Below are 26,868 nucleotides of genomic sequence, written 5' to 3' on the forward strand. Positions count from 1 at the left end.
TTAAATATGTTGCTTTTTTTAACTTGTTCATATAGTTCATTTCTACTTATGAGTGGCTCTCCCTGCACTACAAATTTGTACCACCCCAATAAGATTCCCTCATTTAAACGACGGAACTAGCTATCCCATAATTAAATCATAGACAGCCATGGTCGACTCCATAGGGGTTGTATTTAATTCGCTCTGTAACTGCTGGACACATTTTTCGTACCATTTGCATGCTAGAGAACGGTTTTGGAGTTGGTAGTAGCTGTACATAAGCAGGCGATAGCCCTCCTCCCATAGTGCATCCTCTCCAATTATTTTCTCTGCATAGTGGATGGCTTTTTTATATTGCTGCTGCCTTGTGGCATTTTGTGCCAAACGTTCTAGAACTTCTATATATAAAAATTGTAGCTTTTCGCGATCTTGAGTAAGCCAGTCGATTTGCTTTTTTTCTGCATATAAGGCGTCTGGATAACTCGCTTCCGCTAACAGTAGCCATTCATCGGACAACTGTGGATCAAATTCCTCCATTCCTAGGTTGTAATAATAGTGAAATCGTTCCACGTCAATTTGGAGAAAGGCAATATTTTGCAACTGATACATATTATTCTTACGTTGAATAAAAAAGCTCTCCTGCCTTGCATGTCGTTGTGGCTCCAACACTTTTAATAATGTATTTAAGACCACTTTAAAATCCCGATCTAAGGACTCGATAGTGCGGTCTGGCCATAATGCCTGCGCTATCTCTTCCTTTGGTGTAAAACGATTGCGATGACAATATAGATACACGAACAATTCCTTCGATTTATCACGTTGCCATTCTTTATCTTCGAGCTTTCTTTGTGCTCGAATTAAACTTAAACTCCCAAAAAGATTGATTTGTATTGCATCATGCGGATAATTGATACTGTCCTCCACTTGAAAATAGCTTCGTAATGCAAGAATGGCTGCATGTTCCACACCTCCTGTTTGGCTAAAATGCAATAGCTCATAGAAAATCATTCGATCACTTGGACCAAGTATCATTTTCCTTTGTAAAAAATAGTCATAGCCATTTGCCAAACATAATTGCGCAAACTGTTGAAAATACGGATGAAATTGGTCTCTATTATTTTCTTGAAACGCGATAACGGATTGATAGAATAGAACATGCATCAAGCCATTGCGATCTCCGCATTCCTGAAATAGTTGTTGTGCCTTCCTTACTAATTGCTTCGCTCGTTCTGTTTCTTGCTGGGAGAGAATGATTTTCACTTCCGCTAAAAGAATGAGGCCTGTCATCCAAGCATCTTGTACTTGCTCGGTTTCTCGTAAGCCCAATGCCAAGTATTTCTTAGCCGCTACTATATCTCCTAAATAATGTTTAGCAATCGCTAGCCCCATATAAGGTTCGGCCTTGACTCGAGAAATATTAATGGCATTCAATAAAGTCAACGCTTTTTCATAGGCTTGACATGCCCCTTGATAATCTGGGAAATCCATTAATAGTAGCGCATGTGCTTTTCTGATATAACCAACCGCCTCTATAAAAATAGACTTCTCTCTTAACCCCCTGCGTATCCCATACTGGGCTGCATACCAAGCTTCCTTTCCTTGTCCTAACAATGCATAGACAAATGCTGCTAGTAGTTCACTTTCACGATGGGTTGCCACAAGCTGAGGTGGCAATTCAAGGCGCTGTGCTAATAATTCCTTCGCCTCTCGTAATTGCCCAGTCCGTAGTAAAACTCGGACATCCACATTCGCTCGTTGCATGACATCCGCTGGCAATGCCACGTCCTCCATAAATAACTGTGCACCCTTGGCCTTCCCTAAGTTCACTAAGTTTTCAGCATATTGCCGTTGAAGTTCTAATAATTCCTCTTTTAGTAAGGGGGTATATTTGGCAAGCTCTAATGCTTTTTCTAAATAAGGCTCTGCTAATGCAGGCTGTATAGTGTCTAAGTAAATATGTGCCAAACCTGCTTGAGATTTTGTCATAAATAGGTGATCCTGCTGCTGCTGTGCGATCATTGCACACTTGTCGTAGGATTGTTTCGCCTTTTCATAATAAGCACGGTAGCGATGGCATTCGCCAACAAAATAATATAATCTATAAAATGTATCTTTTTCTTGTACAGTAAATCGATTGATTTTTTCTAATAACCATTCAAATTGTCCAGCACGTACTAATGGCTCTGCATGACGCTGTAATAGCTCTCCACAAAAATCATGGTCATTCGTTTTAAAGGCATGATAAAGCACAGCTTGAATATTATGCCGTTCCATATAATAGAATGCCGCTTGTTTATGAAGGTCCGTATAGCAACTTGTATGCTGACGCCATTTCATTTCTAAAAACCGACTAAACAAAGCATGGAAGCGGTATAAACCATCTGTTGTCACTGGTTGAATAAATAAATGACGCTGTGATAAAGTATTCAACATTTGTGCCATTTCAAAGCCATAAAAATCTTCCAATAGCTCCGCTGAAAATGTAGGAAAAATAGCTAGTTTTAAAATGGTCTCTTGCTCCGTTGCAGTCATCCTACTATAAACCTCTTCTGACAAATAGGTGAAAAGATCATTCGGAGAAATCATTAGCCAATAATCTAAAGAAACATGATGCCATTGCTCTGCTAACAAGGAAAGACTGATGGCCCAGCCTTCTGTGATCTCCAATATCTTGGCCATTTCAGCATCGGATAAATGCACGTCTACATATTCTTCAAAAAAAACAGCAATTTCCTCAGTTGAAAAGGCCAGCTCGTCCTCGTTGATCACTAGCCACTTCTTTTGCAGCTTTAATTTTCTCATAATATCCCAATTCGGTAATGTTCTAGATGCGATAATAAAATGAATCGCTGGTGGAGCAAATTCAATAACTTTCTCCATAAAATAATTAATTGAAAAGACGTGATCCACTAAATGAAAATCATCAATGACAATTAGAAATGGCTCCTCTATGCTACATAGGCAATTGACAAAAAGCTTATACCAGCGATTCAGCTCCTCCATTTTAGGGAAGCGTGACAATTGATTCCACTCATCGAATGTAGGACCAAAATTCGGCACAGCTCGCTGTATGCTAAAAAAAAGATGTCTTAAAAAGGGTAATAAATTATCATCTTCTTCGGAAATACTATACCAAGAAAATTTATTCGCTTCGTTCGAGAGAAATTGTGTGAGGATGGTCGTTTTACCATACCCTGCACCACTATGAATAAATGTACAAGTATGGTGATGGCTCTTCTTTAATGTCTTCATAAGTGCGGCTCTATTGATACAATGAGTGGATGGACTTGGTGCCATACATTTTGATTGAATAATAATATCTGTCATGTTAACGATAACCTCCAAATTTGTGTAAGGTTACAATAGCTCCATTTTTTCACAAAAATTCAGATTATTAAATTATTGACAGTTTACCATATTTTATCGAATGAATGGCAAAAATAAAAAACCCGATAATCAAATGAATGATAATCGGGTGATTTTCTATGATTATAGTAATTCTTTACGTAATTCAGCAGCTGATTTTGGTGAAAGCAGACTGAATGGAATATCAAATACTGTTTTCGCTCCTTTATCACCAGCTTGACTTAGACGATGCGCAGCACGTGCATAAGCCACTAATATACTAGATGTGAAGTTTGGATTACTTTCAAGTTTTAATGAGAATTCGAGAATTTGTTTATCGTTTGCTCCACTGTCACCACTGCGAATGACAAAACCACCATGTGGCATACCTGTGTGGTTTGCTGTAAATTCATCTTCAGAGATGAAGTTAACTGTTGTGTTATATTCATCGAAATAGTTAGGCATTGTGACAATTTCTTGTTCCACTTTTGCAGCATCTGCACCGTCTTCTAACACAACCCAACATTCACGTGCATGTTTTTCACGTGTTGTTAATTCAGGGTTTTCACCATTACGTACACGTTCTACAGCTTCTTTAATTGGCAATGTGTATTGAACAGCATTTTTAACACCTTCGATACGACGTACTGCATCTGAGTGACCTTGACTTAAACCATCGCCCCAGAATGTATATGTTGTACCAACTGGTAATACGGATTCTCCTAGTAGACGATTTAAGGAGAATAAACCTGGATCCCATCCAACTGAGATAACAGACACTTTAGCAGATTTTTGTGCCGCTGCGTCTACAGCATCGAAAAATTCAGGAATTTTCGCATGTGTATCGAAGCTATCAATTGTATTAAACCATTGTGCAAAATGTGGTCCTTGTTCTGGTAAATCCGTTGCAGAGCCACCACATAAAATCATGACATCAATGTCGTTTTGGAATTTTTCGGCGTCATCTACTAAATATACGCTCGCATTGCTTGCTACGTTTACTGTTGAAGGATCACGACGTGTGAACACCGCTACTACTTCCATATCTGGATTTTGTGAAATAGCATACTCCACACCACGTCCTAAATTTCCATATCCTACAATACCTACTCGAATTGCACTCATTAAAATTCCTCCTAACGATTTCGTGACTTTGTGAAAACTTTCACGTTAAATCTAATTACAATAATACTTTGTGTTAGAAAAATTCACAATAGTTTGAGTATGAGTTTTTCAAAAAGAATTTATATCAGTTTTCTATGGTTTTTATCCAAAAACGGTATGAATGCGGTTACAAATTACTAAATATTCCATGAATCTTAAAGTTATTGTAAAAGCCTTGTAAATAACGGCTATTTTTCCAACCAGTCTTGTACAATAAATGTAACGACAAAAGGGGGCATGTTGAATGAAAAGTACTGGTTACTCATCAAGCACGGCATTGGCACAAGGAGAACTACTTGCATTCCATATGACACAAAATAATACGGCGAACAAGCACCTTGAAGCGAAACAAACTGTTCGTAAACCACATGAAAGTCTTTTACCAAACAATCCTTTATGTATCGGTGTTTTACCTTTTGACGTTATGGAAAACACGCTAGACATCACCATCCAAAAAAATAAGGTGCATGAGGTAGACTTCTACCATAGTGGTAAGGACATCGCTCGCTGGTTCATTAAAAAAAGTGAATACAACAAGCCAAACCCAGACTTCTTTATATGAAGTCTGACATGGTACTTCGTAAGCGTTCTGCTAACTTAATCGGGCGCTTCCTTCTAGCACGATCTCCTGCAAGTCCATCGCTATTGTATCTCCTGAGCCAACTGTGCAAGACGCTTTTCATCAATAATATGGTAGCCTGTCTTACGTTTTTCTAATATCTTCTCTTCACAAAACTGTGCCAATACATATAATAAATGGCGATAAGAAACCCCTAAATACTCACAGATTTCCGTATGCTTTTCCTTATAGACACCTTGATCAGCAGATAATTGAATAAAGGCTGCTAAGCGATTCTCAAACGGATATGCTTGATTTTGTGTATATTTAGATGTCATGTTCGTGGCTTTTTCCCCTAGAAACACACAAAGTCTACGTAAAAACAAGGCATCCACAAGTAACTTTTCCTTACATGCCTGTGTAATGGAGTAACAAATTGTCTTGGTAACAGTTTGTATCCCCTTTGTATACCTCGCCTCATTAAGCAATTCAATTTCCCCCATAAAACGAGGAGCTTCCAAATATTCAATTAGTGAAACTTTGCCATTTTTATGCGTCATATAGAGCTTCGCCTTGCCTTCTATCATGTAATACAATGTATCTGGAAAGGAGCCTTCCTGAAAAATCCACTCTCCTTTGTCAAATTGACACACTTCCAGATAAGGATCGATAGCAAATGAGAAAAAATCATCTATCGGATATTTTTCAAGATATTGGGTACGTGCTTCAGCTGTTAGAATATGCATTTTTTACTCTCCCCTCTAAAAAATATGAGATATCTCACATTATTGTAGCGATGAACATGCTATTATTCAACTTAGTTAATGGAGGTACGGTAATTATATGAACAATCAACGATGGCTTTCTCAGAATTTCTTTACATTTTTCATCACCTGGGGCATTTTCTTACCCTACTGGACAGGTTGGCTTGTGGATGCAAAACATCTGACAGTATCGCAGGCAAGTGTTGTAATGGGCTGTGGGCTACTAGCTCGTGCCACGTCCAATCTTTTCTTCTTTCCAACCCTTGCAAAATATGTACACAATAAACGTCTTATTACGATTTTAGCAGTAGGTGCTCTACTAACTGCATTACTTTATATTCCAAGCACTGGCTTTATCGCATTATTAATCGTGACCATTTTATTTAGTGTCTTTTATCCAGCACTATTACCTGCTGTGGAAAGTAGTGCAGCAACGCTTGTCCAGCATGGCAATATTCACTACGGCAAAAGCCGTTCCTATGGTTCCTTCGGGTTTGTGATTGCTGTATTAATTATTAGTATGTTGACGGGCGTTTTCGGCAAAAACATCATCTTTTGGAGCATGATTATTGGGTTGATCGGCATGTTACTTATGCAGCAATTAGCCACTCCAAAGGAATTACTTGTTGTGCCAACAAAAGAACAACGTGCGAAATCATTATCGATGAAGACTTTATGGACTATCAAGGGCTTCCCGATTGTCTTATTTATCGTAATTTTATTACAGGGTGCACATGCCTCTTATTATAGCTATGGTTATATTTATTTAGAAGACTTACAGGTAGACCCATTCTATATGGGCATGATTATTAACATCGCAGTAATTTGCGAAATCCTATACTTTATGAAGGCCGATACATTATTGACGAAGTGGCGTTCATCGTCATTATTACTCTTAGCAGCAAGCGGCTCTTCCCTGCGCTGGTTACTTATCTTTATGTTCCCGAATGTCTGGGTATTTATTGCTTCACAAACCTTGCATGCATTATCCTTTGCACTAGCACATTTCGCTTTTATCCGCTACTTAACGAAAGCTCTACCAAAGGAACAAATTCCAAATGCACAAGGTCTCTATTCCGCATTAGCCATGGGCTTAAGTACAGCAATCCTTACGTTTTTAGGAGGATATTTATACGAAATATCTCCTGGCCTGTCCTTTGCAGCCATGCTTATTTGTACAGTGCCTGCCATCGCTATTTTGCTGCTGACGCGCAAAAAATATCAATATTAACAAAAAGCAGGTGAGAATAAATATAGAACTTAATTATCATGTATTTTATTAAAATATCACACATTATAGTGGGTAAAAAAAGGATAGATGAACAGGAATTATACCTGTTTACATCTATCCTTTTTGGACAACATATGAACCCATTTACTACTACAACATCTACCACAATACTACAATAAATAATCATTGGCTTCTTCCATGATCGCGCCAGATTGTGGAAGATCGTTATTGAACTAAAGCACTCCGTTAGTTTAAGTGAATTTTCTCACAAATTTATGATATTATACAGTTGAATAGAAAGACAAATTAGAATTTGGAGGTTCACTATGAAAAATGAAGATAAACAATATGCTTTAACTGTTATTACTAATATATTAAAAGTAATGCACAATAAAGAATATGAAAACATTTTAAATTATGTGGATGAATGTGAAGTGGATGATATTGGTGAGTTATTCTATTATGTTCAAGAAACATTAAACTTAAATGGATTTGATTCATTTGATGAATATGGCGCTCCATGTAATTTCCACCCCAAATACGAATATTCACAAATCAACTTCTATGAATTCAATGACAATAGTGGATTTGCTGTTGATTATGCTTTAACTTCAAATTCAAAATTGGCAGATATGTGTTTACAAATGGAGTTTTTATATACGGATGACGGATTAAAAAGTGTTTTTATCACAGTTGACCCACAGTAAAACAATATATTAAAAGGAGAACATATGGAAATATACAATATTAATTTGAATATTCATTATTCTGCTCCACAAGAAGTTTGGGATAAGTTGGAGCGTTTATATAGAGAAATGCCTAACTGGAACAACTTTGTAAACGGCTGTCCACAGTGGTATGGTTCAGATGATAAATTAATAGAAGTAAGTATTGAATCAAGTGGATTACAATTCTATGCTAAGTTACCATCAGAAGAATGGGATGAATGGATTACAATATTTAAGAATAGAGCTACAAAATTATTGGGATATGAAGTTGGCGAACCAGAAGACGGTTTTGAATTTCACTATTATGATTAACCTCACAAATTCCAAGTTGTACATAAGCTTAATTTGAAAATACATATGACACTTCGGTGTTTTTTATATCATCTCCAATTCTTCCAGTCACACCTAATTGCTATTCAACTAAATGCATCGTTAGCTTAAGTACATTGCTTCACAAACTCAAATCAAGATTAACATAAAGCCCCATTTTTAATTCAATTAAATGGCCCTATTAATGAAAAAGGCACAATTCCTTTTCAAGAATTGCGCCCGATTATTTAATATGTCTTCGAAATAGCGGTAATGAAAATAAATAAATATTATATAAAGGAAATATCCGCTTGAAAGTAGAATATTACCCTACAACCATAATTAACTATTCCGATGAGGAGGATTCATGTGCGTCCACGACCATTATTTATTGAAAATCCAGAGCATGATAGGTATGTTAGTCTTGTGCCAGATGGAGATATTGAAGAAATACTTAATAAGCAACAAGCTAAGACCCTTACCCTCTTAGGCAGCGTATCAGAGGAGTTAGCAAGTAAGACGTACGCACCAGGGAAATGGACTTTAAAAGAAGTGATTGGGCATATGACCGACTCGGAACGTGTGATGTCGTATCGAATACTTGCCATTGCACGAAATGAAATTGCACCACTCCCAGCAATGGATCAGGATCAATACGTTTCTGCGGCAAACTTCAACAAATTATCTTGGGAACAGTTACTAGCTGGTTTAGACACCGTACGCTCCAACACATTAAGCCTGATTTCAACTATTGATGAAGCTGCGTGGGTTCGTAAAGGAACTGTAATGAACAGTCCAGTTTCAGTAGGAACCATTGTATATGGCATTGTCGGGCACGAGTTACACCATATGAAAGTGATTAGCGATAAATACTTATAAATCTCTTTCTATTATTGAAAAAAACTAATTTTTCACTTCATACTGAGAAATTAGGTTTTCTCATAGTGAACCTTACTTAGCGTTATAAATCCGCATTTTCCTGACGTTATCCCTATTTATACATTATAATTTCTTATTCAATTATATGTCCCTATAATGATCGAGCACTGATCCTTATTACAGAACCACGCCCGATGGTGGAAGAACTTTATCTACTATATGAAGTCCAAATTCTATACATTTTTTTACCGTCTACCTCCATCTTATCTCTATGCATTGTAACATATACATTCATGTATTCCGCCCATTGTGGTATTAGTTCCGTTAAACAATCAATGACCTTTATATCAGGAGTTGCATAACCGATATTTTCTTTTCTCAAAAAGCCATTGGAGAAATCTTGATATAATGAGTCCGTCCATTCATAAACTTCAAACTGAGAATCAAAAATCCGCTCATCTTCTTGATATTGTCCGTTTACCCAGTATATTTCCATAACAATGCCCCCCTAATTAAATGCAGCGTTCCATAACACTTTGTCCTATAAAGACACTTTCCTAGTTTTCCATGAAAGCGCCCGATTGCTGAATAGCAAGACGGTGATTTGTCTTTTGCCTGTTAAAGTAAAGCATACTGTTAGCTTAACAAGAAATTATTTCCTTTTCTCATAGATTCCTTTTACGAATTGTTCCTTATAATCTGTGTATTCATTGATCCCACCATTTTTCTCTTCTACAAATTTCATTTTCAGTTCTCTGTACTCTTCCCTTGCTGTTTCGTTTGAATTTAAGTAGTTCCTAAAAAAGATTAAATTTTTCCAGAGTTCTTTGTTGTATTCTACTAAGTGAATAAAGTGTGTCTTTTCCTCATAATGATCATCATTAAACTTCGCAAGCACAATTTCATTAGGGCGTTCCACTTTGAGCTTTAAAAAACCAGCTTCCCTTAGCCCTTGAAATATCGATTTATCAACATTTTCAATATCATCAACACCAACGACTAAATCCAATATTGGTTTGGCAACGATATTCTTTATGGCTGTGCTACCAATGTGTTCAATTCTATTCTCTTGAATTGGCGTTGCATTTAAAATATCCTGTTTCACCCTAAAAAACTCTTTTTTCCACTCATCACAATGTGCTTCTAACCTTACCTCATCTCGTTTTAACCCTAATCTCATTTAGTCACCTCATTTTCAATATAGTTAACTAATTCGTTCGATGATTTCTTTATCCTTCTTAAACTCAACTGCAGTGTTAGTTTAAATACACTACTTCACAAGCTAAACTGAATTCTAATGTAATTTTGCCGAATTTCTTTACCATTTTAATCGCCCTTTAGATGATGAAAGACGCATTCCCAACTTTAACAATTGCGCCCTATTGTTCAGTTACTTCATCATAAAACTTACCATAACCGAAGTACGATTCCCACATGATTTTTAAATAATCATTTGAATAACAACAATAATATAATAAAAAACGAAATAAATATATTGATAAACGATAATAAATAGACTAATATCATATTATCATTAAATCGGAGAGGTGCTTCAAATGAATGTTAAACTAAGTTCAACTTTTTTCTTAAAGATCATTGCTTTTCTTATTGGAATTGCGGTACTTGCTGTGTGTATCTATTGGTTACCTCAAGCGGCTTTACGAGATGCCAAAGTGCGTCCAGGAGATTACTCGATATATCCATTGTTAATATGTGCCTATGGAGTATGCATTACGTTTTCTGTTGCGTTGTATCAAGCCTATAAACTATTGAGTTATATCAATATAAACAATGCTTTTTCTGAGCTATCCCTTAATTCCTTGAAGGTTATAAAAAAATGCGCTTTGACAATTATTTTCTTCATTTTGTTTTTAATAGTTTACTTAAGGGTTTCTGCTATGTTCACGGGTGAAGACGCAGCAGGTCCGATAGCACTTGGTCTAATAGGGATTTTAGTAACAGCTATCATCGCTGCCATTATAGACGTACTTCAAAAACCCATAAAAAATATCCTAGAAAATATGTAGGTGTTTCATAATTACCATTTTTATAAAACTCCCTTCGTTGTTGTAGTAATAAATGAGGTCTACTAAATAAAAAAGTACATCACTACTATATAAGTGATGTACCAACTATCCTATAATGTGTGACATTAAAGATAAGTTACTGTTTTAAAATAAAAACATGCGTTCACTTATCTTTAATTTTACAAAGTATTCACCTGCATTCTTATTTTGGATAATACGAAAAACCAGGGTATTTCACCACTGGCCATTTTTCCTTTCTAAGAGCCTGTAGCAACTCAGGGCCAACCTGCAAATTACTTTGCACCAATTCTGTTGGCGTTAAGGCCATCCATTGATTCAAAGATACATCCTGGAATCGGTCACTTTTAAACATTTCTAAAAACCATAATGGCTCTGTGCCAGTATTTTCAACATAATGCCCCGTCGCAAACGGCACATACCCAACATCACCTGCACGATAATCAAATGTTCGTGCTGTTCCATTCCCTGTGAAAACAGTCATTCGCCCTTTTCCTTGTAGATAATATTGCCATTCATCGTTGTTCGGATGCCAATGTAATTCGCGCATCGCCCCAGGCTCAATTTCCACCAGTGCCGCTGCGATATTTTGGGAAATCGGAAAATTAGTTGAATCCACAATACGCACACTGCCACCTGGTGTTTTCAGTGGTGGCTGTGCTAATAAGCGATGCTTAAAAGTTTGTGGAACCTGCCCATAAGGAGACTCCACTTTTTGTGAATTGATGGGACCAGGAACCTGATCCTGATAAATATACACTTGCTCATTCGGAATATGATCAAAAGCACTAATTGGAACCCCAAAATTGGCAGATAGCACATCCTTCGGGGTATGCGCAAACCAATCTGAAATCGACAATGTATTCAGATCTGAGAAATTGCCATCATCAAACACTAATAAAAATTCACAGCCATCCTCTAACCCCTGAATTGAATGAGGAATGCCAGGTGGAAAATACCATAAATCACCTGGTCCTACATCGGCAATAAAATTACAGCCATTTTGATCAACTGCCGTAATCCGAGCATGACCGAGTAGCATATAAGACCACTCCGCCTGCTGATGCCAATGCAGTTCGCGCACGCCTCCCGGTGTCAAGCTCATATTTACACCCGCCAATGTCGTAGCAATCGGTAATTCACGAACCGTAATTTCCCGTGACCACCCACCTTGATTTAATGTCATATGCGTGTCTGAAAACGAGAATCGTAGGTTAGGGATCAAACCCGCATCTGTCGTTGGTGGCACCAGCATATCCGGATTTTCTAAATCCCTCATAATATCGCGTGGCCCCTTATCCACCCCTCCAGCTCCATCATTCCGAATAGGCTGAGGCACCTGAAAATAACCCGGCGGCAAATTGTCCAATCGTTCACCTCTTTATCGTAGAAATTTAAAAAATACTTTCATCCTTCTAAATGTATGGGCACACAGCTTGTACTATTCACTTGCTTTTCTGTTGGGCGAGTGCATGAGAATGGCTATTTGGTTACGAGGAATGATTACTTTTTTGACCGCTTTCCTCACATTATGGAGCGGAGGCATCACTCCTCTAAACGTAGAGCAAATTCATTCCCATGAAAACATAATCAGTCACTGTAGCAAAGCCTCCACTACACATTTATGCAAGATTTGGAGGCCTTCCTGCAATTCGTCATATGTTGCATAGGCATAAGATAGACGAATATGATGATGATCTTGTGGGTCATAAATATAGCCAGGATTGATTAATACTTGTTGCTGCAATAGCTTCATAAAGAATTCTTTGTCTATAAGTGGCTCATGAAACTTGAGCCAAATATAAAAGCCTCCCTTTGGTTTGCTCCAAGTAGCAATGTCTTTAAATTTTCCCTGTAAAATTTGCTCAGTGAAATGGGCTCGATCCTGCAAGTGCTGACGTAAAGATGCAAGATGCGATTCATATTTTCCTGATTGTAGCCAATGTAGGACAATTTCTTGTGAGATAGCACTTGAGCCATAGTCCGTTTGCATTTTTATATCGGCTAATCGTTCGATGACGGTGGTTGGACCAATAAGCCAGCCAATGCGTAGCCCAGGGCTTAAGGTTTTGGAGACACTCCCAATATAAAGGACTTGTCCGCTGCTATCCATTGCTTTAATAGGAGGAGAGGTCGCTTCAAAAAGTAATTCATGATAGACATCATCCTCAATAATTGGAATACGTGATGCCTGACAGCCTTCATAGAGCTGCTTTTTTTCCAGAGATGTCCATACTTGGCCCGTTGGATTATGTAAAGTTGGGATAGCGTAAAATACGGCTTGTTTTTTCCGTTTCCTTTGAGACAATGTTTGGGCAAGCTGTTCATCGCGGTGAATGCTCACCATTTGCATCCCTACTGATTGAAATGGATGGACAGAATTTAAATAGGAGGTTGGCTCCTGAAATACAATAGACCCTTGTTCTAGTAAACCAACGGCAATTAACTGCAATGCCTGAAGTGCACCTGAGACAATGCAGACCTGTTGAGGCTCAGCAACGATGCCTCTTTTTCGTACATAGTCACAGATAGCTGCACGAAGGTGATCATTACCCTGTGGTGAGGAATAGCCCAATGCTTTGGGCTGAAAAGATAGCTCCCTTAGTGAAGCTTCTATGGCCTCTGTGGGCAATAAGCTTGGTGCTAGCTCACCCGTTCCTAAACGAATGACATCCTCACGCTGCTCGTATTCATTAATTAATTGGATAGTGTGATAGTTTGGCTTATGGATACTTGTTTCGATATAGGTTTGCCAATTCGGCTGTGTTTGTTGAATTAATGCATGCCATGAATTATGCGTAACGTAAACCCCAGAGCCTACCTTTGATTCAAGGAGACCTATTGCTTTTAATTCCTCTAAAGCCTGTTGAACCGTGCTACGATTGACGCCAAACTGCATGGCTAACTGTCTTTGGGTGGGCAGTTTTGTTCCTGCTACCCAGTCTCCTCGTTCCACCAGTGCTGTTATCCATTGCACAATTTGCTGTTGTAATGAGGTATCTCTTTGTCTATTTGGCTGCCAGTTCATTTATCCATCACCTTTCCTGCTAGAAAATTGGGTGGATAAAAAACCATCCAATTGGTCGTTTTCTTTTAGTTATACCATATCTAAAATGAGTAGTGAAAGGAGGGATGATTGTTGGAAGCTTTTCTTCATGGCATCATTTTAGCATTTGGACTCATTTTACCTTTAGGTGTACAAAATGTTTTTGTTTTTTCTCAAGGTGCTACACAACCCAATTTATTACGCGCCCTGCCAGCAAGTGTAACAGCTGCCCTCTGTGATACAATGCTAATTGTGCTTGCGGTATTCGGACTATCCTTAATTGTTTTACAATTTGAGTGGCTACGTATCGCTTTAATGACTGTTGGTATTGTTTTTTTACTTTATATGGGCTATACCATCTGGCGCTCAAATCCGAGCACTACAAAAAAAAGTGAACCACTGCCCATAAAAAAACAAATTCTCTTTGCCCTCTCTGTGTCGTTACTTAATCCACATGCTATATTAGATACAATCGGCGTCATTGGTACGAGCGCATTAAAATATAGTGGTACAGAGCAAATGATTTTCACGGTAGCCTGCGTGCTAATTTCTTGGCTATGGTTTTTCGGTCTCACGTTGACTGGTGCCTCGTTCAAAAAACTTGATAGCTCTGGTAAGTTGATGGGCATCTTGAATAAATGCTCAGCCATCTTTATTTGGGCAACAGCGTGTTATCTCGCAAGTGGCTTACTGTAGCCTACATAGAAAATGCTCAGGATTCCTCCTGAAGCATTTCATGTTGTTGAAAAAAGATGATGTCAACGGCAGAAAAAGCAAATTTGCAAGGTGAGAGGTTGATTTCCGTTCCGCCAGCGCCCTTTCCAGGGGGCGTCCGATGAGCCGCTTCACTCACTTACGCTCGCTCCAGGGTCTCATCTGTGACGCTAAATCCCCTAGGAGTGACGCTGGCTCCACTCCAATCAACCATTCTGCAAAGTGTCTTTACTTTTTTCATAGTAGTATAGCGATCAAATAGCCCATTATCTGTATTCTTAGAGGGGATAGGCTCTTATTTTCAATGTGGAGAAGTGATGCGTGACAACACCTCTCCATAAAGAGAAGTGAACACCTTCACTTTATTTAAAAACCTTTGCTAAAAAGGTAACACTTTTGTGGGGTGGAGTGGAAGGCTACTTGACTCCCGTGGGATAGCGAGACAGGCGAGCCTCTAAACGGAGCGGTAGCGGAGGAAGCGGCTCGGCGCTCGCCCACAGGAAAGCAAGTAGCCTGCAACGGAAATCCATTTCTCCCTTTCAATTGACTGTTTTGTTTTTCAACACTAAGAAATGCTCAGGATTCCTCCTGAGCATTTCTTTTAGAGTGAGACAAATACCGTGAGCTGTTCATTAAACAATGTTGTTTCAACGGATTTCGCTTTAGACCACGCTTCACCATAATGAATAGCCTTGACTAATACATTCGCTTGTAATATTGCTTCATGCTGTCGGATGATAGAAAGTACCTTTGTACTACCGTTAAAGGCAATCGACACATATTGGACCACTGGTAGCTGCCATTTTTTCCTTGCGTCTTGAATTGTGCGAATTAATTCTCGCATTTGCCCTTCTTGTAGCAAGCTTTCTGTTAGTTGAACATTCATCAATACACGACATGTGCTATCCTCAGCTAACCTATAATACTCCTTCACAACCGCTTCAGCAACAACATGGGCTGCTAATAATGTTAGCTGTTGTCCTTCCATCTCAAAATTAATCGAACCATTATGCTGAAGCTTTTGCTTTTCTTCATTCGTTAATGCCATCACATATTCTTTTACTTGATTAACCTTTGCACCAAATGCAGCTCCAGCAGTTTTAAAATTCAGCTTATATTGGATGCTTTCATAGGCTGAAAAATCATGCGCCCACCTACAGACTTTGATGTTTAACTCATCTTGAATGAGCTCACTATAGACTTGACAATCCATCAGGTCTCCTTTTACGGCAACAATGAGTTCACTTAAAGGTTGCTTAACCTTCATTCCCTGACTATTGCGAATGCTGCGTCCAAGTTCCACTACTGTTAAAACCATTGCCATTTCTTGTTCAAGCTTGACATCCACTAATTGTTCGTCACATGCTGGGTAGTTCTCCAGATGAACACTTTTCCCACATAATTGACGGTAGATGTCTTCAGCAATAAATGGCGTAAACGGTGCTACCAATTGACAAATAGATGTAAGCACTTCATAAAGCGTACTAAATGCACCTCGTTTATCTGCTGTCAGTCCATTTGCCCAAAATCTAGCTCGTGAACGGCGAATATACCAATTGCTTAACTCCTCTACCAACTGAGCAATTTCTCGTGTAGCCTGTGTAAATTGATAATCATCCATGAACGTTGTGACAAGTTGGATAGTGTGATGGAGACGAGACAAAATCCAATGATCTAGAGGTGATCGACTCCCTTTATTTGTAGCATCATACGTAAAGCCATCGATATGGGCATACATTGCATAAAATTTAAACGTATTGTCAAGTGTATCCACTAGTTTCGATTTCGCATCTAAGATAATTTTCTTAGAAAAACGCTTCGGATTCCAAGGGGAGCTGTCGACTAAAAATGCCCACCGTAAAGCATCCGCTCCATATTGCTCGATTAATTCAACAGGCTCTAAAGCATTACCTTTACTTTTTGACATCTTCTGCCCATGCTCATCTAAGACATGCCCTAACGATAGAACATTTTTATAAGGTGGCTTGCCTGTAAATAACGTCGATACCGCTAATAAGCTATAGAAAAAGCCTCTTGTTTGGTCGATTCCCTCAATGACGACATCTGCAGGGAACTGCTGACGAAAAGTCGTGACATCTTCAAAAGGATAATGCTGCTGGGCAAATGGCATCGAGCCACTGTCAAACCAAACATCAATAACTTCTGGCGTCCGCTTCATGTCTCCTTGACAGACAGGACATGTACAGACAATGTCATCAATAAATGGTTTATGAAGCTCTAAATTTTCATCGAAAGCCCCTTTAGCTAATTTTCTTAATGCTGCAACACTACTTGGAGCCACCTCATGAGCACACTCCCGACAAACCCAGACATTCAATGGTGTACCCCAGTAACGATTACGGCTAATATTCCAATCCACTAAATTTTCTAGGAAGTTGCCAAATCGACCGTCCTTAATATGACCTGGATACCATGTCACTTGCTGATTATTTTGTAAAAGCTGCTCCTTTAATGCTGACATCTTGATAAACCAGCTATCTGTTGCGTAGTACAGCAAAGGTGAATCACAGCGCCAGCAATGTGGGTAGCTATGCTCATATTTCTCTTTAGCAAATAGAAGTTTTTTTGCCGCTAGCATTTTAATGATATCAACATCACAATCTTTTACAAAGCGTCCGACAAGCTCAGACACAGCTTCTGTATAACAGCCTTTTAAATCAACTACATTGACAAAGGACAAACCATGGTACTGTACTGTTTTATAATCGTCCTCTCCATAGGCTGGAGCAATGTGCACAATTCCTGTTCCGCTATGCTCCGTCACGTAATCCGCCATGACGACAACATGCCCTTTTTCGACCGTTACATAAGAAAATAGTGGTTGATAGGAAACACCCGCAAACTCTTGCCCATCATGCTCACTTAGTACTTCGATAGGCTCTGTAAAAACCTTTTCCACCAGTGATTTAGCGAGGATGTATATGTTATCTTCGTGCTTTACACGTACATATTGAAGAGATGGATTCATAGCCAAGGCTACATTAGCAGGTAATGTCCAAGGCGTCGTTGTCCAGCCTAAGAAATATTCGTCGCGATCCCGAAGCTTAAACATCGCTGTAACGGATAAGTCTTTGACATCCTTATACCCCTGTGCTACCTCATGTGAACTTAAGGATGTTTGGCAGCTAGGGCAATAAGGTGAAACACGATGCCCTTTATATAAAAGTTGTTCCTTGTGTACATGGCTTAAAATATGCCACACAGATTCGATATAATCATTGCTTAGTGTCAGATAAGGATTATCCATATCAAGCCAGTAGCCAAGCTGCTCTGTAAAGGTACGCCATTTTTGCTCATAGGTAAAAACGCTCTTTTTACATGCCTGAATAAATCGCTCTACCCCGTAATTCTCAATTTCCTGCTTCCCAGAGATGCCTAATGCCTTTTCTACTCCTAATTCCACAGGCAATCCATGTGTATCCCAGCCTGCTTTTCGTTCAACGAGATAGCCTTGCATCGTTTTATAGCGTGCCACAACATCTTTAATTGTTCTGCCAAAAGCATGACCAACATGTGGTAAACCATTCGCTGTTGGCGGTCCCTCGTAAAATACAAAGGGCTGCTGTCCAGCACGATTGTTGATGGACTTTGCCAAGGTTCCTTCTTGCGCCCACAACGCACGAATCCTCGTTTCTCGTTCAACCATTGTTTCCTTCTTTTGTTCTTCCTGCATATGAGTTCCTCCTATACAATCCATTTTGTATAAAAGGCATACAAAAAACCCCGTCCCAAGGAAAGGGACGGGGTTAACCGCGAATACCACCCTAATTCTATTGACACAATGGTCAATAGCGCTCAGCAACGTACAATCATACGTGTTCTTTTTAACGGTAGACACCCGGATTGGCTTACTCTATTCAGCCAATCTTCTCAGAGAGGATTTTCATGTAACACCTGCACACCGACTTCCACCAAATGTCGGCTCTCTGTAGAACAAAATGAAACACTACTCTTTCTCATCAACGAATTTGTATGCTCTTATTGTCACTCATCGTAACAAATTACCAATTGTCTGTCAACAGTGGACAACCTTAAAAAATTTCATTGAGACAAGTGGCAATGCTTTGATGGAGAGTCATATATTGAGATTGCGGATTGGTTTGAATAAAGCTCTTCAGCAATATTTTGACATTAAATAGCCCGATATAAAAGTTTACTTCATCCAATTGCCCCTTTAATGTGGCTACTGTTGACAGTGTTTGCTGCAATATTTGGATGATTTCATTTTTCCAACATAGCGAAAATCGGGACTAACAACCTTTCCTCCTCATCATGAATAAATACATAAGCAGGTTGTAAATAGAAAGACCAAAGTGCATGTAACATAGCGACATAGGCTGATCCATTCATTTTAGGATTTTTCACTAGTTCATCAATAGCATCCGATACATGTGCCACACTATGTGCCCATCCTTTGCCAAGCACATAGCTTCTTACATCCTTTTCAGATGATATGTAAGTTCGTAACTTCGTTTGACAAGCCTCATGCTATCCTTAGATAAACAAATATCTGTGTAGATCCCTAGCTAAAATAAGTGCGAGCAATAAGATTGTAAACGAGTGAGTAAAAAACCCAATCAGATTCCTTTGAATAATAAATGGTTTAAGCTGTAATCCCAAAGTTCAATGAAGCAACGATGATTCAGCAAGTTTTTTTCTAAAATCCATTCATAAAAGCTGACCTAAATCCATGTATCTCGTAGCTCACTTCAGTAGAACCGATATGTGCTAGCATGGCATGCAAAAGCTGCTGTTGATGCTCTTGCTGCCAAGTAGCCTGACCCTTTTTCAATGCCATTAATCTAGCCTTTAATTCATCTTCCTTCAATACAACTGGCTAATTCCACTTTGCTTATTCATTGTGATACTCCGTACTACTTTCTCGGTATAGCCCATCCAGCTTCCATCCATTATAAAAACGGACATAGGTCAATTCCTTTTGCCAATTATCTAGGTGCACAATCACCTTGCTGCTCCAGGGGAAAGTAGCTGCATAAACCCGACCTCTGCGTACCTCAGCTATGTCATCCGCTACACCAAGAAGTGTAAAAGGTGCATTCGCATTATACATTAAATAATGCTGTCGATCTGAACTGATCTCAAGTTCTTCCATGACCTCCTGATGAAAAACAATCACTTGCTCATTTGCCTGATGAAGTGAATAGATGAGAGCTCCCCCAAATAGCAACATCAATGAAGCCACAATGAGTACATGCTTTTTCTTTAATCCTATGTAAAACGCCCACTGCTTTTCCTTATTGTATAAATGAATATATATTGCTAGACTTATTGGCCATAAAAATAATAACTGCCAACAAAGGACAACCCAAAAAATCTCGCCATCCGAGACAAAATATCGAATGACATTGTAATTCAACAACCATAAAGGCATCGACCACCGCCATAAGGATTCTTCCTGCGGTATACTTTTTAAATAAATCAGTAGAAGAGGTAAGCTTAGGAAAAAGGCTGTCGCATTATCTAATAGAGCAAATACCAATTCAACACCTCCTGCATAGAAAAATGTTACAACTATTGTATTTTAATCCAATTGTACAGAAAAGGCTAGACATTCTAAAACGTTGAATATCTAGCTTCCTTTTATTGAAGTTCCTCCACTATTTTCATCTCTAGGAAAATCGATGAGAGGTTGAGAGGCATTGTTCCCAATCACCTGGCTATATTGTACTTTGATAGCGTTTTGGGACATCCACTAAAGGAAAACGTGTACCATTGCTATGTTTTTGCACCAATTCATCTACAGATAATTATATCCACCACAGACATTGTTTTAAAAATGACCTCACGCTGCTTGAATAGGAGTGCTAGAATCACATTTTCAATCAAAATGCGTTCGTCTTGCTGTACAAGTATATCCTTCTAGTGGTAGTTTGCTTTGCAAAAAGCTTCTGTTGTACTTGAATTTTGCAATAGGCCCAACTGCGTAAATCTTTGCCTCGATGCTTCGATAAATAAGCCTTTAGCTCGCCACGTTCCTCATAGTTTTGTTGGTTATCATAAAATTTAATTAAGACATCCTGCACGATATCTTCTGCACTTTGTCAATCTCTTCCATAGTAAAAGGCAAGACGAATAAGCCTCTCTGTATGCTGTTCCATTATTCTTTCTAGTTCGTAAATGAGCCCTCTCTTTCCTATAAACGGTGCTCATAGCTTCGAGGTTTGCTTTTTTTGTCATTTATTCTAAATCATTGTCAGCAAACGGGCTAATAACCTTTTTTTCCGTTGAAGATAACACGATATTGGTAGAAGGTGTACCATAGGGCATAGCTGCATCAATAAACTGCTCTAATGTTTCTACTGAATAAGTCGCTAGTTTGACAATATAGCTAATTTCCCCCGCCACTCGATAGCACGCCAAGACATCAGGATGAGCCTTACAAAATGCAGAGAGGCTTTTACAATCAATGGATTTAAATAAAATAATGGCCTCAATAGTGCGCTCCATCTTTTTCAAATTCACCCTTGCATGATACCCTTCAATCACACCTTGTTCCTCCAGCTTTTTGACCCGTTCAATAACAGCGGGAGAAGATAAATGAACAATTGCTGCTAATTCCTTCATCGAGATTTTTGCATTGTGCTGTAATTGCTGTAATATTTGTATATCAATTTGATCCATGGTCCTTCACCTTTCTAAATCAATTATTTTTTCTATAATACCTTTTCAAATAAAGTTTTTTATCCAAAATACATTATACAGCTTCTGTTAACATTCAGCTCTTTTGATTACAATAAAAGCAATAAAGGAGGCAGAATCAATATGAAAAAAATATTATTACTTTTAGCAAATGGCTTCGAGGCCGTGGAAGCCAGTGTTTTTACAGATGTGCTTGGCTGGAATAAATGGGAAGGCGATGAATCAACAGAAGTCATTACAGTCGGGTTACATAAACAATTGCAATGTACATGGAATTTTAGCGTCATTCCTGAAAAATTGCTGCATGAAATTGATTTAAAGGATTTTGATGCTTTAGCAATCCCAGGGGGCTTTGAGGAAGCAGGCTTTTACGAAGATGCCTTTAGCGAGGAATTTCAAACAGTTGTGCGTCATTTTGATGAACAGAAAAAGCCTATTGCAACAATCTGTGTAGCCTCCCTAATATTAGGGCATAGCGGTATTCTACAAAATAAGAAGGCGACAACTTATAATCATCCAACAAGTAAACGATTAGAGCAGCTTCAATCCTATGGTGCAAATGTTGCTAATGAACGAATTGTCTACACAGAGCACATTATTACATCTTCGAACCCAGGCACTGCATTCGATGTCGCATTTGGCTTACTTGAAATGCTAACATCACCTGATAATACATTGAAAGTAAAGGATTTAATGGGCTTTAAATAATTTTATAAAGCTGTCCAAAAGAGTTCATTTTGGACAGCTTCATTATGTACATTTGTTTTCTGATATTGATTGTAATAACTTCACTCCTAACTCTTTACTTCTTGAAACTAATGATATAGTTCTGATTAAGGATCAATATATAGGTGTCAATCACGAACCGCTAAGGCACTGACTACCAGTTTTGAGTTAGTAAACATCGTTTAAACATGATTTACAGCAGGATAAAAAGCAGGCTTACACCAAATATTATGATGTAACCCTACTTTTTACTTTATTGCTATTATTTTTCTAATGGTGCTGTTTCTGATGTGTTAAAATCCATTTCCTTCGCGTTGTCTAGCACATCTTTTGGAATCGTAATCGTTGTTACCGCATTGAAATCATGATATTTAATTGTAGTTTGCTGTCTTGTTTTGATCGAATTGCCTTCCACTTTCATCTTTAAGGTCATATCCATAGCAATTTCTTCTACATCAAATGTTTCTTTATTAATCAATAATTTATATGTGAGACTATCAAAGGACATGTTACCTAATTGTGCCTCTAGATCAGCATCCATTCCTAAATTCATTGCGCCAAGCTGCTGCTTCACTAGCTCTGTGAATTTATCCCCAGCACCCTTTAGTGTTAATTCATAACGGTTTGCTGTTTCAACTAATGTGAAATCTTCAGCAAATGCTTGTAGCATCTCCAATTGTTCTGTTGCATCTGGCTGTATCCCTGTTTGGCTAAGTACATCCTCAAATAATTGTTTCGGGAACTTTACCCAAGCCTTTTGCTCTGCCTCATACATATACATACCATCTTTAGCCGTCATATACATTTTAATCGGCAAATTAATCGCTTCACCACTTGTTGGATCTGTTAGCGACATTGTACCATCAGCAAAGAATTGCATCGGCTCTGTAACAATTTCCATCTTCATGTTGCCTTTAGAATCCATTTTCATGGTTTCCTTGCCATCGTTTGCCTCCACTGACTGAGAGATGGTCATGGTAGCCTTCATGCTTTTTAGCTCTTTTTGCTTGGCTACTGTTTTAGTAAATACTTCCTCTAACAAAGCACTATTTTTTGTTGTAGTAGACTGTTCTTCCTTTACCTGCTCCCCTTTAGGGTCTTCCCCTTTTTCTTCCGGTATAGGCTGTGTATCCACAGGTAAGTCTAATGCGTTGACGATAAATGTTGCTAACTGACCACGCGTAACATTTTTATCTACACCAAATTCTGTGGCAGAAACCCCCTTCGCAACGCCTGCCTCATACAGTGCTGTTACTGCCTCTGCAAATGGACTATTTTGCTGTACATCAGTAAATGGGCTTTTGCCTTTCGCTGTTAAACCTGCTGCCTCTGCTACCATTATCGCCATTTGACCACGTGTAATCGTGTCATCTGGACGGAATGTATCATCCTCATAGCCTTGTACAACCCCAAGATTTACTAGTGTAACTATCGCCTTATAGTATGGGCTAGATGAGTCAACATCCTTGAAATTCGGATTTTCTACAGTCAAATCCGTTGTTGTTAATTGAAAAGCACTTGCTATCATCTTTGCCGCCTGTCCACGTGTTACGTCCTGTGAGGGCTTAAATGTACCATCTGGAAAACCATGAATAATATCTGCTGCATGTAATGTGGAAATACCGTTAAAATATGCATGATCTTCGCTCACATCTGAAAATGGACTAGCAGCCGAAACAGGTACTACTGCAACAGCTGTAACCGCCATTGCAGCTGTTGCCGCCGTATAAAGCTTATGTTTTTTCTTTGTCATAATTAATCGTCCCCCCATTTATGTAAAATGTAATGCTTACATATTAATTTTATCTAAAGATTTGGGAAAATGCTAGGTTAGTTGGAAATTAAAATATAATTATCCAATATATCCGTCATTTGGTTCGATCTAATTTTTATCCTCCATATAAAAAAACCGACCTCCTAAGAGATCGGTTTTTATGATGATGATTACTCAGCAGCTTTTGCGCGTAGAACCATTTGTAGGATACCACCGTGACGGTAGTAGTCTACTTCTACTTCTGAGTCGAAACGAGCTAAAGCTTGGAAAGTTTTAACTGTGCCGTCTTCAGATTTAGCAGTTACTGTTAAGATTTCACGTGGTTTTACGTTGTCAGTAATGTTAACAGAGATTTCTTCTTTACCAGTTAAGCCTAGTGTCTCAGCAGATTCACCTGGCATAAATTGAAGTGGAAGAACACCCATCATTACTAAGTTAGAACGGTGGATACGCTCGTAAGATTGTGCGATAACAGTTTTCACGCCAAGTAGGAATGTACCTTTCGCAGCCCAGTCACGAGAAGAACCCATACCGTAGTCATTACCAGCAAGTACGACTAAGCCAGTACCTTGCTCTTGGTATTTCATACATGCGTCATAGATATACTCTACTTCGCCTGTTGGCCAGTAAGTAGTGAATCCACCTTCTGTACCAGGAGCCACTTGGTTACGGATACGGATGTTTGCAAATGTACCACGCATCATTACTTCGTGGTTACCACGACGAGAACCGTAAGAGTTGAAGTCACGGATTGCAACACCGTTTTCAATTAAATATTTACCTGCAGGTGTATCTTTACCGATTGCACCAGCTGGAGAAATATGGTCAGTTGTGATTGAGTCACCGAACTTCGCCATAATGCGTAAGCCGTCTAAGCCTTGGATTGCTTCTGGCTCTTTTGCAAGACCTTGGAAGAATGGTGGGTTTTGGATGTAAGTTGATTTATCATCAAATGTGTATAGAGACTCAGTTGATGTTTCAATTGCATTCCATTTTTCGTTCGCTGTGAATACTGTTTCGTATTCTTTTTGGAATAACTCACGGTTAACAACAGTACTTAATACTGCATTAACTTCTTCTGTTGATGGCCAAATATCCGCGAAGAATACTTCATTACCATCTTTGTCTTTACCGAATGAATCTTTTTGTAGATCGATATCCACTGTACCAGCAAGTGCATAAGCAACAACAAGTGGTGGAGAAGCTAAGTAGTTAGCTTTTACAAGTGGGTGTACACGACCTTCAAAGTTACGGTTACCAGAAAGTACAGAAGTTACGAATAAGTCATTTGCTTTAATTGCATCTTCGATTTCAGGAAGTAATGGACCTGAGTTACCGATACATGTTGTACAACCATAACCTACAGTGTTGAAGCCGATTGTATCAAGGTACGTTTGTAAACCTGAATCTTCAAGGTAACCAGTTACAACTTTAGAACCTGGTGCTAAAGAAGTTTTTACCCATTTAGGCACTGTTAGACCTTTTTCTACAGCTTTTTTCGCCACTAAGCCCGCAGCAATTAATACGTATGGGTTAGATGTATTTGTACAAGAAGTGATCGCTGCAATTGCAACAGCACCTGTTGGAATTTCTACATCGCCTTCAGCGAATTTCGCTACAGAAGTTTTTGCGAATTCATCTTCTGTTAAACCGAAACCTTGTGTACCTTGTGGTGCCACCACTGCTTCTTTGTAACGAGAACGCATTTGAGATAGTGGAATTAAGTCTTGTGGACGTTTTGGACCAGAAAGGTTTGGTTCGATTTCAGCTAAGTTTACTTCTAAAACATCAGTGTAAACTGGCTCTAATGCTGGATCGAAGAACATGTGGTTTGCTTTAAGGTAAGCTTCAACAACCGCGATGTGCTCTTCGTCACGACCAGTTAAACGCATGTAGTTTAATGATTCTTCATCGATTGCGAAGTAACCACATGTAGCACCATATTCAGGAGCCATGTTTGAGATTGTCGCACGGTCAGCTAGTGGTAATTTAGATACGCCAGGTCCGAAGAACTCAACGAATTTACCAACTACGCCACGTTGACGTAATACTTGTGTTACTTTTAATGCTAAGTCAGTAGCCGTTGTTCCGTTTGGAAGATCGCCAACTAATTTAACACCGATAACTTCTGGAATTGGGAAGTATGAAGGCTGACCAAGCATACCTGCTTCAGCTTCAATACCACCTACGCCCCATCCAAGAACGCCGATACCGTTGATCATTGTTGTATGAGAGTCAGTACCTACTACTGAATCTGGGAAAGTTTCGAATGTGCCGTCAGCATTTTCATTTACGTGTACAACTGGAGCTAAGTACTCTAAGTTTACTTGGTGAACGATACCTGTTGCTGGTGGTACAGCACGGAAGTTATTGTAAGCAGTTTGAGCCCATTTTAAGAAGTTATAACGCTCAGCGTTACGTTCAAACTCAAGGTCCATGTTTGCTTGCAGTGCAGATGCATTACCGTATTTGTCAACTTGTACTGAGTGGTCAATTACAAGGTCAACTGGAATAGCAGGGTTGATTTTGCTTGGGTCACCGCCCATTTCCTTCATTGCAGAACGAAGTGATGCAAGGTCAACAACTACTGGTACACCAGTAAAGTCTTGTAATACAACGCGGGATGGTTTGAATGGTACTTCTGCTTCAGGGTCAGCACCATTGCCCCATTTTGCTAATTCGTTTACATGTTCTTCTTTAATTACATACGCATCATATTGACGTAAAACAGATTCTAATAACACTTTAATTGAGTAAGGAAGGTTTGAAACTTTTGCAACGCCAGCTTTTTCAATCGCAGCTAAGTCATAGTAATTGTAAGTTTTACCATTCACTTCGAATGATGCACGGCTGTTGTGTAAATTACCTTGTGCCATTTGCGGATCCCCCTAAATATATCTTTTTGAAAAGGCTTTAAAAATGTG

Annotated in this window: 23 protein-coding genes and 1 other annotated feature; of the genes, 8 read left to right on the plus strand and 15 right to left on the minus strand. The window is 38.8% G+C overall.

Going from position 1 to position 26,868, the window contains the following annotated elements; genetic code table 11:
- Positions 1 to 120: 120 nt before the first annotated feature.
- Both MHI22_RS04850 and MHI22_RS04855 read right to left on the minus strand, forming a co-directional pair.
- Positions 121 to 3,306, minus strand: a complete 3,186-nt coding sequence (locus tag MHI22_RS04850) for a BTAD domain-containing putative transcriptional regulator (RefSeq protein ID WP_340811174.1) — start codon at positions 3,304 to 3,306, stop codon at positions 121 to 123.
- A gap of 162 nt (positions 3,307 to 3,468) precedes the next feature.
- On the minus strand, positions 3,469 to 4,449 hold the full coding sequence (locus tag MHI22_RS04855; RefSeq protein WP_340811175.1) for a diaminopimelate dehydrogenase: 981 nt from the start codon (positions 4,447 to 4,449) through the stop codon (positions 3,469 to 3,471).
- Positions 4,450 to 4,732: 283 nt separating this feature from the next.
- Here MHI22_RS04855 and MHI22_RS04860 point away from each other — a divergent pair, with 283 nt between their 5' ends.
- Complete coding sequence (locus MHI22_RS04860) at positions 4,733 to 5,050, plus strand: hypothetical protein (protein ID WP_036117662.1); 318 nt, start codon at positions 4,733 to 4,735, stop codon at positions 5,048 to 5,050.
- Between the two features lie 80 nt (positions 5,051 to 5,130).
- Here the strand turns inward: MHI22_RS04860 and yeiL are convergent, their stop codons facing one another.
- Positions 5,131 to 5,793, minus strand: coding sequence for a transcriptional regulator YeiL (gene yeiL / locus MHI22_RS04865; RefSeq protein WP_036117659.1), 663 nt, complete (start codon positions 5,791 to 5,793; stop codon positions 5,131 to 5,133).
- Between the two features lie 97 nt (positions 5,794 to 5,890).
- On the opposite strand from yeiL, the gene MHI22_RS04870 reads away from it, so the two are divergent.
- The 4 genes from MHI22_RS04870 (at position 5,891) to MHI22_RS04885 (ending at position 8,958) form a co-directional block, all read left to right on the plus strand.
- On the plus strand, positions 5,891 to 7,042 hold the full coding sequence (locus MHI22_RS04870; RefSeq protein ID WP_036117657.1) for an MFS transporter: 1,152 nt from the start codon (positions 5,891 to 5,893) through the stop codon (positions 7,040 to 7,042).
- Between the two features lie 326 nt (positions 7,043 to 7,368).
- Positions 7,369 to 7,749 carry a DUF7668 domain-containing protein gene (locus tag MHI22_RS04875; RefSeq protein ID WP_036117654.1) on the plus strand — a complete coding sequence of 127 codons (381 nt, stop codon included), beginning with the start codon at positions 7,369 to 7,371 and terminating at the stop codon, positions 7,747 to 7,749.
- Between the two features lie 24 nt (positions 7,750 to 7,773).
- Positions 7,774 to 8,082 (plus strand): hypothetical protein, encoded by a 309-nt coding sequence (locus tag MHI22_RS04880; RefSeq protein ID WP_036117651.1) that lies wholly within the window; start codon positions 7,774 to 7,776, stop codon positions 8,080 to 8,082.
- A 366-nt stretch (positions 8,083 to 8,448) separates the two neighbouring features.
- Positions 8,449 to 8,958 (plus strand): DinB family protein, encoded by a 510-nt coding sequence (locus MHI22_RS04885; RefSeq protein ID WP_058843526.1) that lies wholly within the window; start codon positions 8,449 to 8,451, stop codon positions 8,956 to 8,958.
- A 208-nt stretch (positions 8,959 to 9,166) separates the two neighbouring features.
- Here MHI22_RS04885 and MHI22_RS04890 read toward each other — a convergent pair whose 3' ends face one another.
- Positions 9,167 to 9,454 (minus strand): hypothetical protein, encoded by a 288-nt coding sequence (locus MHI22_RS04890; RefSeq protein WP_058843525.1) that lies wholly within the window; start codon positions 9,452 to 9,454, stop codon positions 9,167 to 9,169.
- 156 nt (positions 9,455 to 9,610) lie between these two features.
- Positions 9,611 to 10,138 (minus strand): GrpB family protein, encoded by a 528-nt coding sequence (locus tag MHI22_RS04895; RefSeq protein WP_340811176.1) that lies wholly within the window; start codon positions 10,136 to 10,138, stop codon positions 9,611 to 9,613.
- Positions 10,139 to 10,514: 376 nt separating this feature from the next.
- On the opposite strand from MHI22_RS04895, the gene MHI22_RS04900 reads away from it, so the two are divergent.
- On the plus strand, positions 10,515 to 10,985 hold the full coding sequence (locus tag MHI22_RS04900; RefSeq protein WP_340811177.1) for a DUF2975 domain-containing protein: 471 nt from the start codon (positions 10,515 to 10,517) through the stop codon (positions 10,983 to 10,985).
- A 202-nt stretch (positions 10,986 to 11,187) separates the two neighbouring features.
- Here the strand turns inward: MHI22_RS04900 and MHI22_RS04905 are convergent, their stop codons facing one another.
- Both MHI22_RS04905 and MHI22_RS04910 read right to left on the minus strand, forming a co-directional pair.
- Positions 11,188 to 12,372, minus strand: coding sequence for an oxalate decarboxylase family bicupin (locus MHI22_RS04905; protein ID WP_058843522.1), 1,185 nt, complete (start codon positions 12,370 to 12,372; stop codon positions 11,188 to 11,190).
- Between the two features lie 225 nt (positions 12,373 to 12,597).
- Positions 12,598 to 14,031, minus strand: coding sequence for an aminotransferase-like domain-containing protein (locus tag MHI22_RS04910; RefSeq protein ID WP_340811178.1), 1,434 nt, complete (start codon positions 14,029 to 14,031; stop codon positions 12,598 to 12,600).
- Positions 14,032 to 14,142: 111 nt separating this feature from the next.
- On the opposite strand from MHI22_RS04910, the gene MHI22_RS04915 reads away from it, so the two are divergent.
- On the plus strand, positions 14,143 to 14,745 hold the full coding sequence (locus MHI22_RS04915; protein ID WP_058843520.1) for a LysE/ArgO family amino acid transporter: 603 nt from the start codon (positions 14,143 to 14,145) through the stop codon (positions 14,743 to 14,745).
- 619 nt (positions 14,746 to 15,364) lie between these two features.
- Here the strand turns inward: MHI22_RS04915 and ileS are convergent.
- The 6 genes from ileS to MHI22_RS04945 form a co-directional block, all read right to left on the minus strand.
- Entirely contained in the window at positions 15,365 to 18,457 is a 3,093-nt protein-coding gene (gene ileS / locus MHI22_RS04920) for an isoleucine--tRNA ligase (RefSeq protein ID WP_340811180.1), read from the minus strand.
- 60 nt (positions 18,458 to 18,517) lie between these two features.
- Positions 18,518 to 18,756 (minus strand) — a binding site (T-box leader).
- 59 nt (positions 18,757 to 18,815) lie between these two features.
- Positions 18,816 to 18,992: a hypothetical protein gene (locus MHI22_RS04925; protein WP_340811181.1), complete on the minus strand. Its 177-nt coding sequence runs from the start codon at positions 18,990 to 18,992 to the stop codon at positions 18,816 to 18,818.
- 13 nt (positions 18,993 to 19,005) lie between these two features.
- The gene (locus tag MHI22_RS04930) at positions 19,006 to 19,209 is read right to left on the minus strand and encodes a DUF2785 domain-containing protein (RefSeq protein ID WP_230593787.1); all 204 of its coding nucleotides are present in this window, start codon (positions 19,207 to 19,209) and stop codon (positions 19,006 to 19,008) included.
- Between the two features lie 232 nt (positions 19,210 to 19,441).
- Complete coding sequence (locus MHI22_RS04935; RefSeq protein ID WP_340811183.1) at positions 19,442 to 19,582, minus strand: hypothetical protein; 141 nt, start codon at positions 19,580 to 19,582, stop codon at positions 19,442 to 19,444.
- Positions 19,583 to 19,636: 54 nt separating this feature from the next.
- Positions 19,637 to 20,284 (minus strand): hypothetical protein, encoded by a 648-nt coding sequence (locus MHI22_RS04940; RefSeq protein ID WP_340811185.1) that lies wholly within the window; start codon positions 20,282 to 20,284, stop codon positions 19,637 to 19,639.
- 698 nt (positions 20,285 to 20,982) lie between these two features.
- The gene (locus MHI22_RS04945; protein WP_036120896.1) at positions 20,983 to 21,426 is read right to left on the minus strand and encodes an Lrp/AsnC family transcriptional regulator; all 444 of its coding nucleotides are present in this window, start codon (positions 21,424 to 21,426) and stop codon (positions 20,983 to 20,985) included.
- 141 nt (positions 21,427 to 21,567) lie between these two features.
- On the opposite strand from MHI22_RS04945, the gene MHI22_RS04950 reads away from it, so the two are divergent.
- Complete coding sequence (locus MHI22_RS04950; RefSeq protein ID WP_036120893.1) at positions 21,568 to 22,152, plus strand: DJ-1/PfpI family protein; 585 nt, start codon at positions 21,568 to 21,570, stop codon at positions 22,150 to 22,152.
- A gap of 280 nt (positions 22,153 to 22,432) precedes the next feature.
- Here MHI22_RS04950 and MHI22_RS04955 read toward each other — a convergent pair whose 3' ends face one another.
- Complete coding sequence (locus tag MHI22_RS04955; RefSeq protein ID WP_058843691.1) at positions 22,433 to 23,923, minus strand: S-layer homology domain-containing protein; 1,491 nt, start codon at positions 23,921 to 23,923, stop codon at positions 22,433 to 22,435.
- Between the two features lie 191 nt (positions 23,924 to 24,114).
- Positions 24,115 to 26,820, minus strand: a complete 2,706-nt coding sequence (acnA, locus tag MHI22_RS04960) for an aconitate hydratase AcnA (protein ID WP_036120887.1) — start codon at positions 26,818 to 26,820, stop codon at positions 24,115 to 24,117.
- Positions 26,821 to 26,868: the final 48 nt, after the last annotated feature.

This window comes from Lysinibacillus sp. FSL L8-0312, assembly GCF_038003285.1.
GTDB classification, from domain to species: domain Bacteria; phylum Bacillota; class Bacilli; order Bacillales_A; family Planococcaceae; genus Lysinibacillus; species Lysinibacillus fusiformis_D.